Annotated in this window: 13 protein-coding genes, 2 tRNA genes, 1 pseudogene and 1 CRISPR repeat array; of the genes and pseudogenes, 6 read left to right on the top strand and 10 right to left on the bottom strand. The window is 52.8% G+C overall.

Features of this window, described 5'->3' with window-relative positions; translation table 11 throughout:
• Window positions 1-16 precede the first annotated feature (16 nt).
• Window positions 17-715: an acetate--CoA ligase family protein gene (locus MVO87_RS02820; RefSeq protein ID WP_297516666.1), complete on the top strand. Its 699-nt coding sequence runs from the start codon at window positions 17-19 to the stop codon at window positions 713-715.
• A gap of 57 nt (window positions 716-772) precedes the next feature.
• A CRISPR array of direct repeats spans window positions 773-2,542; the repeat unit is 30 nt; unit sequence CTTTCAATTCTCCTAGAGTCTTATTGCAAC.
• Between the two features lie 513 nt (window positions 2,543-3,055).
• Window positions 3,056-3,313, top strand: coding sequence for a CRISPR-associated endonuclease Cas2 (cas2, locus tag MVO87_RS02815; protein WP_297512418.1), 258 nt, complete (start codon window positions 3,056-3,058; stop codon window positions 3,311-3,313).
• On the opposite strand, the gene cas1b is transcribed toward cas2, so the two are convergent.
• The 9 genes from cas1b to MVO87_RS02770 form a co-directional block, all read right to left on the bottom strand.
• Window positions 3,310-4,290 carry a type I-B CRISPR-associated endonuclease Cas1b gene (gene cas1b, locus MVO87_RS02810; protein WP_297512415.1) on the bottom strand — a complete coding sequence of 327 codons (981 nt, stop codon included), beginning with the start codon at window positions 4,288-4,290 and terminating at the stop codon, window positions 3,310-3,312. The two genes, cas2 and cas1b, sit on opposite strands and share 4 nt — an antisense overlap.
• 9 nt (window positions 4,291-4,299) lie before the next feature.
• On the bottom strand, window positions 4,300-4,815 hold the full coding sequence (gene cas4 / locus MVO87_RS02805) for a CRISPR-associated protein Cas4 (protein WP_297512413.1): 516 nt from the start codon (window positions 4,813-4,815) through the stop codon (window positions 4,300-4,302).
• Window positions 4,812-6,989 carry a CRISPR-associated helicase Cas3' gene (gene cas3 / locus MVO87_RS02800; RefSeq protein ID WP_297552094.1) on the bottom strand — a complete coding sequence of 726 codons (2,178 nt, stop codon included), beginning with the start codon at window positions 6,987-6,989 and terminating at the stop codon, window positions 4,812-4,814. The genes cas4 and cas3 overlap by 4 nt, the downstream gene beginning before the upstream one ends.
• Window positions 6,986-7,603 (bottom strand): type I-B CRISPR-associated protein Cas5b, encoded by a 618-nt coding sequence (gene cas5b / locus MVO87_RS02795; RefSeq protein ID WP_297512407.1) that lies wholly within the window; start codon window positions 7,601-7,603, stop codon window positions 6,986-6,988. Before cas5b ends, cas3 begins: the two co-directional genes overlap by 4 nt.
• A 4-nt stretch (window positions 7,604-7,607) precedes the next feature.
• The gene (gene cas7i / locus MVO87_RS02790; RefSeq protein ID WP_297512404.1) at window positions 7,608-8,696 is read right to left on the bottom strand and encodes a type I-B CRISPR-associated protein Cas7/Cst2/DevR; all 1,089 of its coding nucleotides are present in this window, start codon (window positions 8,694-8,696) and stop codon (window positions 7,608-7,610) included.
• Complete coding sequence (gene cas8a1 / locus MVO87_RS02785) at window positions 8,693-10,051, bottom strand: type I-B CRISPR-associated protein Cas8b1/Cst1 (RefSeq protein ID WP_297512401.1); 1,359 nt, start codon at window positions 10,049-10,051, stop codon at window positions 8,693-8,695. Before cas8a1 ends, cas7i begins: the two co-directional genes overlap by 4 nt.
• A gap of 55 nt (window positions 10,052-10,106) precedes the next feature.
• Complete coding sequence (cas6, locus tag MVO87_RS02780; protein WP_297512398.1) at window positions 10,107-10,940, bottom strand: CRISPR-associated endoribonuclease Cas6; 834 nt, start codon at window positions 10,938-10,940, stop codon at window positions 10,107-10,109.
• 107 nt (window positions 10,941-11,047) lie between these two features.
• Window positions 11,048-11,122 (bottom strand) — tRNA-Cys (locus MVO87_RS02775).
• 19 nt (window positions 11,123-11,141) lie between these two features.
• Window positions 11,142-11,227, bottom strand: a tRNA-Ser gene (locus MVO87_RS02770).
• An 87-nt stretch (window positions 11,228-11,314) separates the two neighbouring features.
• Here MVO87_RS02770 and MVO87_RS02765 point away from each other — a divergent pair.
• From MVO87_RS02765 to MVO87_RS02750, 4 genes are all read left to right on the top strand, one after another.
• On the top strand, window positions 11,315-12,565 hold the full coding sequence (locus MVO87_RS02765) for an Nre family DNA repair protein (RefSeq protein WP_297512395.1): 1,251 nt from the start codon (window positions 11,315-11,317) through the stop codon (window positions 12,563-12,565).
• 80 nt (window positions 12,566-12,645) lie between these two features.
• Window positions 12,646-12,843, top strand: coding sequence for a hypothetical protein (locus MVO87_RS02760; protein ID WP_297512392.1), 198 nt, complete (start codon window positions 12,646-12,648; stop codon window positions 12,841-12,843).
• Window positions 12,840-13,175 (top strand): type II toxin-antitoxin system PemK/MazF family toxin, encoded by a 336-nt coding sequence (locus tag MVO87_RS02755; RefSeq protein WP_297512389.1) that lies wholly within the window; start codon window positions 12,840-12,842, stop codon window positions 13,173-13,175. Before MVO87_RS02760 ends, MVO87_RS02755 begins: the two co-directional genes overlap by 4 nt.
• Window positions 13,172-14,290 carry an alkaline phosphatase family protein gene (locus tag MVO87_RS02750; RefSeq protein WP_297512386.1) on the top strand — a complete coding sequence of 373 codons (1,119 nt, stop codon included), beginning with the start codon at window positions 13,172-13,174 and terminating at the stop codon, window positions 14,288-14,290. The genes MVO87_RS02755 and MVO87_RS02750 overlap by 4 nt, the downstream gene beginning before the upstream one ends.
• A gap of 118 nt (window positions 14,291-14,408) precedes the next feature.
• Here MVO87_RS02750 and MVO87_RS02745 read toward each other — a convergent pair.
• Window positions 14,409-14,584, bottom strand: a pseudogene (locus MVO87_RS02745) (30S ribosomal protein S7); the annotation flags it as partial.

Here is a 14,584-nt window from a genome sequence, read left to right as displayed (position 1 = left end):
TTACGAGGTGATTGAGATGAGCCGTGTCGAAGAGGCAAGGAAGATAATCGAGAAGGCCAAGGCCGAGAACAGGCCCCTTGTTGAGCCCGAGGCGAAGGAGATACTCCGCCTTTACGGCGTCCCGGTTCCGGACTTCAAGGTCGCGACCAACGAGGAAGAGGCTGTAAAGTTCGCCCGTGAAATCGGCTACCCCGTCGTTATGAAAATCGTTTCTCCGCAGATTATCCACAAGAGCGACGCCGGTGGTGTTAAGGTCAACATCAAGAACGACGAAGAGGCAAGAGAGGCCTTCAGAACCATCATGGAGAACGCCAGGAAGTACAAGCCCGACGCCGACCTCTGGGGCGTCATAATCTACAAGATGCTCCCGCTCGGCAAGGAAGTTATAGTGGGTATGATACGCGACCCGCAGTTTGGCCCGGCCATCATGTTCGGTCTCGGTGGAATCTTCGTCGAGATTCTCAAGGACGTTTCCTTCCGCGTCGCCCCGATTACCAAGGAGGAAGCCCTTGAGATGATTAAGGAAATCAAGGCCTACCCGATTCTCGCCGGAGCGCGCGGTGAGAAGCCGGTGGACATTGAGGCTTTGGCTGACATCATCGTCAAGGTCGGCGAGCTCGCCCTTGAGCTTCCAGAGATTAAGGAGCTCGACATCAACCCGATTTTTGCCTACGAGGACGGCGCCGTTGCCGTTGACGCGAGGATGCTTCTCTAAGGGCTTTTGCCCTTTTTCTCTGCCCAAATTTTAGAACTTAGCTCAAAGGGCATGGAGCTTTTGATTCTCTTCAAGTCTTATTGCAACACACTGCAAAGGCATAGACCTTATAGGTTACAGCGTCCTTTCAATTCTCCTCGAGTCTTATTGCAACGCAAGAGCCCGATTTTTCTCATACCAGCATATTTTTACTTTCAATTCTCTTCGAGTCTTATTGCAACTTGTTGAAGAAGTCTTTCAGCATTCCTTCTAAATCGCTTTCAATTCTCCTAGAGTCTTATTGCAACTCGCCCGCTTTATAACCCGGTTATAATTTCCCACAACCTTTCAATTCTCCTAGAGTCTTATTGCAACACCCAGCTTGGTAATACTTGTTGCGCTATTACCTTTCTTTCAATTCTCCTAGAGTCTTATTGCAACCGACTGGGGCGCCCTCTGGGTGGGGAGGGACGTATGGCTTTCAATTCTCCTAGAGTCTTATTGCAACCGTGAGCCTCCTCTTCGCGGCGAACCTGAGCAAAATGCTTTCAATTCTCCTAGAGTCTTATTGCAACGAGCCTCCGTAAGCCTAATAATAGCTTCCATCGCCCTCTTTCAATTCTCCTAGAGTCTTATTGCAACCGAGAAAACAGTTCATCATATACAACACTCCAGCATTTCTTTCAATTCTCCTAGAGTCTTATTGCAACCAGAGACATTCACGCCCCGTCACCTCCCCTCGAGCATCTCTTTCAATTCTCCTAGAGTCTTATTGCAACTTGAGAGGGACGGAGAGACTCTCGGGGTTTTTTACGCTTTCAATTCTCCTAGAGTCTTATTGCAACATTGCCCCCGAAAATGAACAGAAACGCACATCCCAAACTTTCAATTCTCCTAGAGTCTTATTGCAACGCTGGAAGAAGGTTATTCTTCTCCAGCTGAGTACATTCTTTCAATTCTCCTAGAGTCTTATTGCAACGAGCGGAGACTCTCAGACGTTCTCCTACACCTTCGACCCTTTCAATTCTCCTAGAGTCTTATTGCAACTGGTAGCCTCTCCGGAGGCTATGGTAACGTTGCTCCCTTTCAATTCTCCTAGAGTCTTATTGCAACGGTGGCATTCCGCGAGTAACCTTCTCGAACCCGCTCCTTTCAATTCTCCTAGAGTCTTATTGCAACAAGAACCTCGCTCAGCAGACCGGCCTCGTCGGAATCATCTTTCAATTCTCCTAGAGTCTTATTGCAACCTTGAACTCGTCGTACTTATAGTCAGACATGAACTCCTTTCAATTCTCCTAGAGTCTTATTGCAACTCTCTTTCAGCATTTCTTTAGTCTCGTCGGCCTTGTCTTTCAATTCTCCTAGAGTCTTATTGCAACGTTGCGGCTGAGAGATGAAGCCCACAGCCCCAGCCTCCCTTTCAATTCTCCTAGAGTCTTATTGCAACGGTGAGGATACTAAGAAGAGGCTCATGGCCCAGCTTCTTTCAATTCTCCTAGAGTCTTATTGCAACCTTTAAGGCTGGGAGCTCCCTCGGGGATAGGAGCTTTCTTTCAATTCTCCTAGAGTCTTATTGCAACAACTCGACCTTAGGTTCAAATACCACCAATTCCTCAGCTTTCAATTCTCCTAGAGTCTTATTGCAACCGGTGGCATCAGCAGGGCGAAAGGAATGAGGTAAACGACTTTCAATTCTCCTAGAGTCTTATTGCAACACAGCCTCATCGACGAACCACCAGAAGACATCGACGCTTTCAATTCTCCTAGAGTCTTATTGCAACTGCAGTAGCCGATAAGCTCTCAGGAGTTCCGCTCATGCTTTCAATTCTCCTAGAGTCTTATTGCAACAGGGCACGAAATTCATTCTTTCGCCCAACAAAGAGAGAAGACCTCTCGATATTTAAGCCTTTCCGGGGAGTGGTGCTAATTTCGAAGGTTTTGTTAGTCGTGGTTGAGGGAATAAACCCACTTACAAGGGAGGCGATGCCGTCTTTTACCCGATTTGTATCAATCCCGGAATAAGTATTGTCAAATGCAGAGGGGTTGGCACCAGCGATTTCTTGGAAGCTGATATAATATCTCCTTTTATGAAAAACGGTCAGATTTAAACAGAGATTGGGAAAATCTGGACCAGGCACGCCTTTATCTCAGTACTTGGAAGGAAATTCGGAATAGACTGCAACAAAAATATAACAATATGTTCCAGTTTTTTAGCGCATGAAAATCGATTTCCTGATGATTATTTGGGGAGATTTTTGCGCTTTCTCCACTATGGTGGCCCTTATCCAAAATCGGAGCGTTCTGAGTGTGATGCATCGGAAAAGTTAAAATTCCTCGACCTCAAACTTTGATGGTGGTCCTATGTACATTATCGTGGTCTACGACGTTAACGTGAAGCGCGTTAATCACGTGAAGAAGTTTCTCCGCCAGCACCTTCACTGGGTTCAGAACAGCGTCTTCGAGGGCGAGGTCACGAGGGCGGAATATGAGCGCATCAAGGCCGGCCTGAGGGAAATAATAGACGAAAGCGAGGATTCGGTGGTAGTTTACCGCCTCCGCTCAGAGCCTCTCCGTGACGTCCTCGGAACGGAGAAGAACCCGATGGAGGATATTATTTAAAACCAAGCCACCAGCGGTTCGTACTCCTTCACCCCAACGAGATGCTTGATGAGCTTGTAGGCCTCAAGACGAATTAACCGTTTCTTCGTGACGTTTCTCTTCAGCTCTGGATGTTTAACGCTCTTCGTGAGCTCCTTCTCGTACTCGGAAAGGACCTTCTTCATTCCCTCCTTCGTCAGGAGGACACCTTTGAGCTCCTCTCTGAAGTGCCCCTTTGAGAGCATTCTCTTGGTTACGAGCCTCGTCGCGAGCCTGTCCGCTACAATCGGCTTGAAAATCTCGCTCAGGTCGAGGGCAAGGGAGAATCTCCTTTCCCCGGGCTCGTGAAGGTAGCTGACGGTAGGAACAAGCTGGGTGTTGTAGAGCTCGCTCACAATGGTTGCGTAGAGCCTTGAGTTGAGGAAGCTTATTAGCGCGTTCATTTCATTCTCCGGCGGTCTGCGAGTGCGCTTAACTATCTTGAAGCCTTCAGGAAGATGGTCGTCCCACCTTGAGTAATAGGCCTCTCTAATCCTTGCCTCGACATTCATGACCTCGGTTATCTTCCGCGCCCCCTCAAGTTCCTCTAGGAGTCCCCTCAGCTCCTCAGAGAAGCCATCATTAACTTTCCAGCGCTTTAAGTTACGCTCCATGTTGAGCGCGCTCCCCCTGACGAAGAGCCTCGCTAGCATAAGGCGCTTTTCCCCGTCAAGGTAGTGCTCTGCCTGCCTGATGACCAAATCTCCCGAATTAAGGCTCTCCCTCGGGTAAAAACTGCCGTCGTAGTGGCCGTAGTGGTTGAAGAAGTGAACCGCTATACCCTTCTGGGCCAGATAATGGAGGGCCTGAGAGGTTATCGTCACGTGGCCATAGATATAGAGGTCGTAGATGCCTTCGACCGCGAGGGGCTTTTTGCCCCGCTCGTTCTCAAAGTAGAGGGTGTTCTCCCATCTGAAAAGAGTCCCGTCTGAAAGCAGGGTCAGGGAGCGCTTCCTCATGCGACCACCTCAAACCCAGCAGAGTTCGTAGTAGGCGCATTTGAGGCACTTCTTTGATTTGACCGGCTTTGGAGGGGCTGGGAGGGATTTAATCCGCTCAACCTCTTTTATCGCCTTCTCGATTTCATCCTCCCTGCCGTCCAGGGTTACCTCTTTCGTCTCGTTGAGCTTCGGGTAGTGGAGGACGGCCTTTGCCTTTATGCCGAGCTTTTTGAGGTAATAGAGGTAGTAAAGCGCCTGCATTTCGTGGGCCTTCTCCATGCTCCTGCTTAGCTTGACCTCGTGGACCTCTATGGTATCACCCCGCCGAATGAAGTCAATCTTTATGCTCCCGACGAGGACTTCCTTCTCCTCGCTGGCGTAGCGTTGCTCGTGAAGGAACCTGCCGAGGTCAACCCACTCGCTCTCCTGCTCCATCGTGATTCCCTTCGCAAAGTACCAGAGCTTTGTCGGGCAGATAAAGAGGTAGTTTATCTCCGTGCCGGTGATGAGGAGGTCGGTTAGGGGATATTCCTCGGAGCTCACATTATGTCCCCTCCTTCCCGCGGTTCCTGCTGGAGGCCCAGCTCCGGGCTGTACTCGAGTTCCGCAACCAGTACGTACTTTCCAGGCCCTCTGTCGGAGAGTCGGTGGAAGGCGTCGCTTTCACTCAGGTACAGCCACATTGGAACGGGCACGAGGTAGCGATGAACCTCGATTGACCTCCCGCGGTTAATCAGCTCCAAAACCCTGTCCTGATAAACTCCAGGAACAGCTTCGAGACCGTGGAACATCTCGTAGAACTTCTGCTCACTTTCACCGCTCTTCAGGGGCTTTAAGCTCCTGAACAGTTCGAGGGCCTGCTCTCTGTACGTCAACACTTCCTCCGTGAGCTTCTCTGCCAGCGGTTCATAAGCACGGGTAACGAGTTCGGGAACCATGGATTCAAGGAGGGGCTTTCCGTTGAATTCCTCAAGGAGTTTGAGGCTCTCCCTCACGACTTCCATAGGGTACACCCTTTTGTCTCCCTCCCCACCTTTCGTCAGGATATGAACGTCCTGCGGTTCTCCAAATCCCCTCCTGTTCACCCTGCCGAAGCGCTGAATGAGCGCATCGAGGGGAGCAGGCTCGGTGATTATCGTCGAGAAGCTTATGTCAAGCGAGACCTCGACCACCTGCGTGGCAACGACGACGTCGTAGTCGTTCAGATTTGCAAGGAGCTTTCTCTCCTTCTCCTCCCTGTCCCCATAGGTGAACCGGCTGTGGAGGAGCATCGCGTCGTACCCATCGCGCAGGCGCGAGTATACCTCCATCGCCCTCGATACGGTGTTGCAGGCAACAAGAACTGGACCATCTGCCTGAACTTCAGCGAGCAGGTCCTCAACCTCGTCCATCGAGCCGTCTATGACGTTAACACGGTGCCTCGTGAAGCGGTCGGCCTCTTCCGGAGGAGCGGTTAACAGTTTAGGATTGAGAGCTTCGCGTAAGAGCTCCTCAAGGAACTCGGGAAGGGTTGCGCTCATCACAAGGGTTCTGGTCTTTCTCTTCCTCAGCAGTTCGAGTATCGCGAGAATTATCCCGAGGACGTTCGGTTCGTAGGCGTGAATTTCGTCGAAGATGAAAAGTGAGCCGGTTAGCTCCGTCAGGCCCATCTCCGGAAATCCGACGCCGAAGAAGGGCTTCATGAGCTGGAAAGGTGTCGTGACCTTGAGGGGCGTGTAAATCTTCCGGTAGAGGGAGGAGAGGCGCCTGTATTCAAGCTCTGAGGAGTACAGGTAGAAACCTGACGAACTATGCAAAACACCAACGAGTTCGGGCTCACGGAAGAGCGCCAGAAGGCGAGAGTGCATGGCGTTTATGCTAGCCTTGTAGGGGAGGACGTAGAAGATTCTGCTTGCTATTCCCTTCTTGGTGCGAAAAGCGTTCCTGTCGGCCCAGAGGAGGGAGGCCTCGGTCTTGCCGTAGCCCGTAGGTGCGCGGAGGATTAGGTTGCCCTCAGTTTCGCCCGTCCGCCTCTGGAGAGGTCTCCAGCACTCGGGCGGGACCCTTGCCTCGACGGCAGTTCTTATGTCAGAAAGCAAGCGAACGGCAAGCTCACCAGCTGAGGCGAGGTGGTCGGAAGCGTTAAGGATTCCGCGGAGGAAGATGAGCTCGTTCCAGTACTTTTGGGAGTTCCGCTCGTACCAAGTTAGCAGGGAGTCGAAGTCGTAGTTCCTGATTCGCTCAGCCCAGTCTTTTGGAGGGTTAAAAATCTTCCTTCGCCTTCCAAAGAAGTATAGCTCCCAGTAAAGGATTCGCTCGAAGAAAATCTCCTCAATGTAATCCCTGTTCTGAAGGAGTTCCTCAACCTTCTCCCTGAACTCTCCCCTGTGTTCCCTGCTCGGAAGAATTTCCTCAATTTCGTCGAGGGTCCTGTGGTGGGTGAGGATTGCGAGTGCAATGAGATTTCTCTCGTCCTCAGGAAGGTCAAGGAATGCCGTGAAAGGTGTCGAGAGTACCTCATGGCGGTAGCCCCACTTTCTCGGGTCTCTCTGGAACCCACTCGCACACTTGCCGAGGTCGTGGAAAAGAACGGAGTAAAAGGAAAGCTCCCAGACGCGGGGGAAGAACTCCTCAAGCCACTTGAACGCCCCTTTCATGCTCCTCAGCACGTTTATCGCGTCGTTGGTATGGCACTCAAGGAAATCGTGCGGAAGGAACTTGGCGTAGCAGACCTTCATTCCCGCCACCTGTGGAGGTAAACGCCGACCCCGAGTTCCTCGTCGTAGGGGAGCTTCAGCCTCGGCGCTTTGCCCCTTGGAAACGGCAGGATGACGAAGGGCCTGACGAGCCTTGCTTTCCTTGGCGTTACCGAATAGTCGTACTCGACAACGAGAGCGTGAACGACGCCAGGAACTCCGAGACTCACTGGAAGGACGGTTCCGCCGACCGGGGCTTCCCTTTCCTCGAGGTGGACCTCTTTTATCTCCTCAACCGTCGCCACGTCGCTCGAACGACCGAGGAGAAGCTGATACTTTGGCCTTCTGAAGTGCTTTGTCCACTCATCTGGGAGGTAGAGGTAAAGCTCGGCATTGTAGAGGAACTCGCGCCTCATTATGTCCGTCTCGACCTTTCCGAGGGCGTAGATTTTTTCAAGGTCGAGGCCCTTGCCCTCGCTTCTGAAGACGTAGCCAATGTAGGGAAGCTCGGTCAAATAGACCGGCTCACCTTTCGCCGCGGAGAGTATTCCCTGAATCGTTGAGGGCGGTGGAACCGGTAGCGTCGGCTGGTGGCCCGACTGAAAAGTGGGATAGCGGAATGAAGCAGTCCACGCCCTCAGTTTGACCCGTATCATGGGCTCACCCGTAGTAGGCCTCAATTTCCTTGGCGAACTCCTCTATTGCCTCCCCAACGGTTCCCGTGAAGACCTCGATGTCCGCTTTCTTCACCCTCTCGGCGATTTCATTGACGTCCCAGCCGAGAGAGCGAACGAAACCTTCGTCGTAGCCGATGTAAAGCTTCGTACCCTTGGAGATTACCTCTTTGAGGTCTTTGAGCCTCTTCGCAAGGGCCTCGGCGTCGAAGCGGATTTCGCCCCTCTCCTCGAAGACGAGGTCGCTTATGAAGGGGTTTACACCGGCATCTACGTTGAGGAGCAGGACGAACTTTGGGGTTACGTCTGTGTGGTACTGGCTCTGCTTGGCCCCTCCAGTGAGGAGGCGGAGGGCCTTAATCGCCTCTGTGGCGCGTTTCTTCCGGATTTCAGGAGGCATAACCCACTCTTTGTCGCTTCTCTTGACGCCGAGTTCTTCAGCTATGCGCTCCATCTCCTTGATTTCATTGACAACCTCCTCGGTGCCCTTCTTTGGATTACCCTTCTTGTCCTTTGGAACGTCGTCCCACGTGAGGAGGTTCTTGAAGCCCGCCTTGCTGATTATTGTGAACCTCCCAACGAAGTCGAGATCGAGCGAAAAGGCCCCCTTGAAAACCGTCGAGTAGAACTCCTGGCTGTAGGGAACGGGGTCTCCTTCGTGCCTTGAGGCATAACCCTCGTCAACCGTCACGGAGCTTCTATCCGGCAGTATCGAAATCAGGGGCGTGTTTTTGAGGGGCGAGACCCTTGTGACGGTAACGTTAACCCCACCCTTCTTGAAGGCCCTCATGTATCCGAAGACGTCGTCGTCCGGGTACTTGAGCGGATTCGCCGCGGTGAAGACCTGCTTCTGCTCGCGGTAGAGCGGAGAGAGCTCCCAGTTAAAGTACTCTTTGAGTGTAAAGCGCCACCAGTAGCGCCAGGCCTGTGGCGAGACGTAGGGGTAGCGCTTTCCTCCCCTTCTGAAGGTCTTAACCCTCGTGACGTTCCTGTCGGCGAGGCTCTCATCGATTCCGAGCATGTTCAAGGCAGAGTGTGGCGCGTCAATCAGCACCATTCCGGTCGCAAACCTCATTCTTCCACCCCCATTCCAAAGATTCCAACTTCTTCGTTTTCCTCAGCTTCTTCCCCAGCTTCCTCAACCTCTTGAGAGGCCCTCATCAAGCGGTCGTGGAGCTTCTCATATATCCTGAAGAGGAGCAGGTGCTTGACGGTCCTCCACGAGACGTTAAGGTCCTCGCCGTAGGAGGTGAGAACCGTCGCGAACTCGTCGAAGGTCATCAGGGGCTTCTCTATCCCGAGTCTCTGGCGGAGCTTTTCGAGGTTCACGAAGAAGGCCTCGAACTGGTAGAGCCTCTCCGCCTTCTCCAGCTCCCTGACGCGCCTCGAAAGCTGGTTGTCGGGGAGCTTCTCCAGCGTTTCGACAATCCTGTCGCCAACGTCTTTAATAAACTCCAGAGCTTCCTTATCCAAACCCAACACCTCCGAGCAGTAGAAAGACAAAAGCGACCATTTCGCGTTCGCACGGCGGTTTTTCACGTCGATGAAGTAGGGCAAAATGCTCTCCTCGGCCAAGAGCCTGCCATAAACCTCGTTGGCGTAGCTCCTCTCGTATTTCTCAAACTCCTCCTCGGCCGGCCGTTTGCGCCAGCCCATAGCCACAATCCTCTTCCAGCCTTTGGGGTCTGTACTGTTAGCACGGGCGATGAAACGAAGAACAGGCGTTGGAACGTGGATTATCGTAATGTCTGGGCTTTTGTTATTGACAACGAAATAGTAGAGCGTTATTGATGCATTGACCCAGAGGTCGTCGCGCTCCGTCTTCCTCGTCAGCTCTCCAAGGAGGTGGAACAGAAAGTTCTCCGGCCTCTTGAAGTCCCTCGCGTTCGAGGCGAGGAAGTTCTTCCTGACGTCGTTTAACGCCTCGCCGTGAAGTTCGAGCATCAGCTCGTAGGGGTAGGTGTGCATCACGAGGACCCTTCTCCCCACCTTGTAGGCGACCAGCGGAAGGAACTGGACGAGGAAGAGACAGTGGGAGCAGACGTTGAGACCGTCCTTGGCGGAAGGGAAGTAGTTGGGAACCCCACCGGTGCCGACCAGGGGAAAGTCGGAGCGGTAGACGGGCTTTGGGCGGGAGTGTCTCCTACCGCAGATTTCGCAGATTGGCGTGTTGGGGTCTTCAGACTCCTTGAGGAGACCTCTGAGGTTTTGAGCTATAGCCTCAGGGGTTCTCTTCTTCGCCATGCTTGGGTTGGCCATGAGGATTCCGCTGTTAGGAAGCATCATCGCGTGAATGTAGCCAGAGCTCCACTCCTTGCGCGCGTAGAGCTTCGAGGCGAAATTTATCGCCTTCTCGATGTCTTCTTCAGTGAGTTCTTCCGGAGAGTTCTTTCTGTTTATGAGGAGCAGTGCAACGAGACCGGCATCCACAAAGGGGTGTCCAGTCCAAGTGAAGAGGGCTCTGGATTTTCTGGTTTTCCCATCACTATGTGGAGATTTTGTTTGAGTGGGGTTGTTCAAGAATCGGGCGAGTGAAGTTTCCCTTTCGATTATTCACACCTCCCTTCCAGCGCTTTTTCTTCGGCTCGTTTCGCCCATCAACCTTCACCATCCCGAACCCAATCGAGTTCTTCTCCCCAAAGCCAACGAGGTAGCCAACGCGGAGGAGCTCTTCACTGCCCCCTGCCCTGAAAACGAGGTGCCATGCCCTCTGGTACACCCCGGGTTTCACCTGGAGGCGCTTGGGCTTGGCAAGGAGAACTTTGAATTCAACGTCCTTCTCTTCCGGAACCTTTCCATAGAGGGTCGCGTACTTGTCAATCAGGTTCTCTCGAATGTTCTCATAGAATTCCGGCTCGGTTGGATTGAGGTCGTAGCGCTTGAGCCTGCCGAACTGGGGCTTTAGGGTAGTCACGGCAATAGGAGACAGAGTTATCATCTTTCTGCCAGCAAGTTTGTTCGGTTCAGATATTGCTTTTACTTCCTCGACGGTAAAGTTTTCACCCCACAGTTCAACCTCTGGGTCTTGGAGGAGCCCTCCGATAAACGCCTCTGCGATTTCTGGGATGGCAGTTGAAAAATAGAAATAACCCCTGCGGTAGCCGTGAAAATAGGGTTTGTCCTCAAGAAAATCCCGCTTCTCAGCCATAAACAGGGAGAAAGTAAAGAACTTGGGAACCTTGGGATTGTGGAGCTTAAGACTAAGGTCGGGGCTGGTGCGCTGAATTCGCCGGTAGACCAACCCCTGAAGGTAGTGAAGATGATTAAAGGGCACTTTAAACGGCTCACTCTGGGGCGTTAACCTTATTACAAACCGCAAGATACCACCCCACGTACGATAGGAAATAGGAATCAGAGAAAAGTCAGGGTCGAAGCTTATAAATTTTTCCATGTTTATGAGTAGAAACCTCAAAAACGTTAAGGAGTTGGAGCCGGGACCGGGATTTGAACCCGGGTGGAAGGGATCTGCAGTCCCTCGCCTCGCCTCTAGGCTATCCCGGCATTGACCCAGAGAAGTTAATGGCGCCGCGGCGGGGATTTGAACCCCGGTGGGCACCGCCCACCGGCTTAGCAGGCCGGCGCCCTACCAGGCTAGGCTACCGCGGCACAGCACCCAGGTTATATGAGCTGGGGAGGGTTTTTAAGTTTTTTGGCAGGGCAAAGCTTTTACATCATAGGGACAAGTTACCTCCAATGGTGGAGCTCTTCAACTCCCAGCTCTGCGCAGTCTGTAAGGGCCGGAAACTCCTCTGCGGAAGGCCAACCTGCCCGATTCTCGAGCGCTTTAGAGTAGCCCGTACTGTGGAGCAGAAGCTCAACAAGCGCCACCTCTTCGGCTCCTCCCCGCCGAGCGTATTCGTTGGGGAGTATGGGTATCCAAAGGTTAGAATCGGCCCGCTCGTCCCCCCAATCGAAGGGAACACCAGCCATCTCGACAGTCCCCTCAAGTGGGAGAACAAAACGATTCGCGATATTCTCTACTACCGCTCCCTCCTCGTCATGGGCGAGACAAAGGCCGATGTGGACGTAAGAAAGAGCGGGAGGATTCTGAGCGAGGTCCAGGAATTGGCGATGTCAATAAAACCCGTGGACAGCGAGGTAATTCTCAAGAGGAAGCCCGTCCTAAAGGTTCTCCCGAGCGAGTTCGCCCCACCCATCGGACCTAAAGCAGAGCTCCTCGACTTCGAGCTGACCGAGAACCCGAAAATCCCAAGGAGAACTGACTACGTCGTTAGTGACGAGCTGAAGGCCGAGCAAGCTATAATGCGTCTCTACAGCTGGGGCTTCGACGAATACTACATCATAAGGCTCCTCTCTGCGGGTCTTCTTGGAATTGAGAGGAAGCTTGTCCCGACGCGATGGAGCATCACAGCGGTTCAGGACACGATTGGCAGGAACCTCAGGAGAGAAATTCTTCACTACCCTGAGATAAACGACTACGAGGTCTACTTCTACCGCTTTCTCGGCAACCGCTACGCCGTTCTGCTCATGCCCGAGAGCTACGCCTTCGAGCTTTTGGAGGTCTGGCTCAAGGGCTCGCTCTTTGGAAGCGAGAAGCCGAGTGTGATTCATGACTACGAGGACTTCCGCGGAAGGAAGGAGTACGTCAAAGAAACGGCCGGTGCATACCACGCCGCCCGCTTAAGTGTCCTCGAGGCCCTCAGGGCGAGAAGGAGGCAGGCGCGGGCTGTCGTCTTTAGAGAGGTTACGCCCGAGTACTACGCCCCGGTCGGCGTCTGGCAGATTCGCCTCGGCGTGAAGAAGGCAATGGGCAATCTCGTTGGAAGGTTTGAGACGCTCAGCGAGGCCCTTGAGGCAATACGGAGAAGGCTTGAGCACCCCTTCGAGGAGTATCTCAAGAGGAGCTACGTTCTCGGAAGCCTCGCGAGGCAGAAGACGCTCGACGAATGGCTCGGAAGGAATTTATACCGAATTGACCAATAAAACCCGGTGAATGATGACCACTCCATCCCACTGAGCGGTGATGAGTGCACGTCAGGCTGACACCGGTAGGGGGTGATTGTGTGGAGGGAGTTGACGTTGTTAGGGAACTCATAAGGATTGAAAGGAAACTTGAACATATAGAGAGGCTCCTCAATGAGCTACTTGAAGTTGAAGAGAGCTACGCCCTGATGAGGCTCTCAGAAGAATCCCTAAAGGAGTTCCTTGAGGACGAGCCCGACTTATACTCTGAGAAGGACCTCAAGGTGAGATATCGATGAAAGGAAAAATCGTCCTAGTGCCGTTTCCTTTTACAAGCCTAAGAGGAACTAAACTCCGCCCGGCCCTTGTGTTGTTCGAAGACAAAAATGACGTCACATTAGCATTTATTTCCTCACGGATTGAAAGGTATAGCCCTTATACGGACGTTCTGATTGAGAGGTCACACCCGGAGTTTCAGTTGACTGGCCTGAAAGTCCCATCATTCATCAGGCTAACAAAAATAGCCACCGTTAGGAAGGATATTCTCATCGGGGAACTTGGAGAGATAGGACCAACTCTCAAAAAAGAAATAAGCAAGAAGATATGCTCTCTCCTGGGGTTTGAACAATGAGAAAGAAGCTCGCCCTCATAAGCCTCGACGGAAACGGCGTTTACAACCTCAAGCATATGCCGTTCCTGAGCGAGTTAGCTGAGACTGGAAGCTTCGCGGTGGTGGATTCCATCTTCCCAACGCTGACGGATTTAGTCCACACGAGTGTGATGACCGGGGTGTGGCCGAGAGACCACGGCGTCGTTGAGAACGGCTACTACGACCGCTTAACCGACAGGAAGGTGAACTTCTACGACTACGAAGTCGCTTTCAACCCTCACAAGGTCATCAAGGCCCCGACAATAGTTGACCTGCTTCGCCAAAGAGGAGTTAAAACGGCGAGCGTTTCTGGCTACACGATGCCCCCCTTCAGCGGAACCGACGTGAGGATTTTTCCTCCCTTCTTCGCGAGCGACAAGATGTACAGAAGGCACGGGCGCGACTGGCGGAAAGACGTGTGGGTTCTTAATTCCGCTCTATATCTCTACGAGGAATGCAAGCCAGACTTGCTCCTCGTCCACTTCGCCTCGATTGACGGGATGAGTCACGATTACGGCCCGCTTAGCGAGGGGGCTCTAAAGGCCGTTGAGACAGTTGACACCGCTGTCAGAACCCTCTGGGAACGCCTTAAAGACGAGTATGCATTCATAATCTTCGCCGATCATGGGCAGGAAGAAGTTCACACGTGGGTGAACCTGAAAACCTACCTCAGAAAGCACGGAATTGAAACGCTCCGTGTTTCATCGGGTGGGGGTGCTCACGTCTATCTGAGGAATCCAAACGAGGCCGAGGAGGCCTTTGAAGTTCTCAGACGGGCGCCGGGCGTTGGGGCGGTCTTCTTCCGTGAGGAGCTGGAGCACCTCAACAGCCCGAACAGCGGAGAGCTGATTGTCTCGGCAAAGCCCGGTTACTGGTTCTGCTCCCACAGAATGTGCAAGGGAATAAAGGGGGTAAGCCACTGGGTTAGGGGAATGCACGGCTCGATGAACGAGCCGGTAATGAAGATTCCACTTATTCTCTGGGGCTTCGAAAAGGTGAACCTTGACGGGCCAAGCCTCATGGACATTGCCCCGACTGTGCTGGAGTTCTTTGGAGTCGAGAGGCCGGGGAACATGGTGGGGAAGAGTTTGGTTTAGGGAAGCACGGGCACGCTCCTAAAGGCTTTGAGAAGTCGAACCTAAGTAACCCCTTCCCACACAAAACCTCCAACAACGAGACGAGAAAGGCAGAAGAGTAAAAAGAAGCCTCCAGCCCTCAGCGGGAGGACTGGGCAATCCTCTCGATTTCTTCCTTCTTGCTGTAAGCGAAGCTCTTCGGGTCCTTGTTGGCGGCGGCAATGATTTCCTCGGCGAGGGCCTGGGCGTAGGTGGTCTTGTTGCGGTAGCACTTTATGCTCGCACCGAGGGCGATGTTCTTCAAAGCGATGTCGA

The sequence above is a fragment of the Thermococcus sp. genome, from assembly GCF_027063845.1.
Classification (GTDB): Archaea; Methanobacteriota_B; Thermococci; order Thermococcales; family Thermococcaceae; genus Thermococcus.
This window is presented reverse-complemented; position numbering and strand designations above follow the sequence as displayed.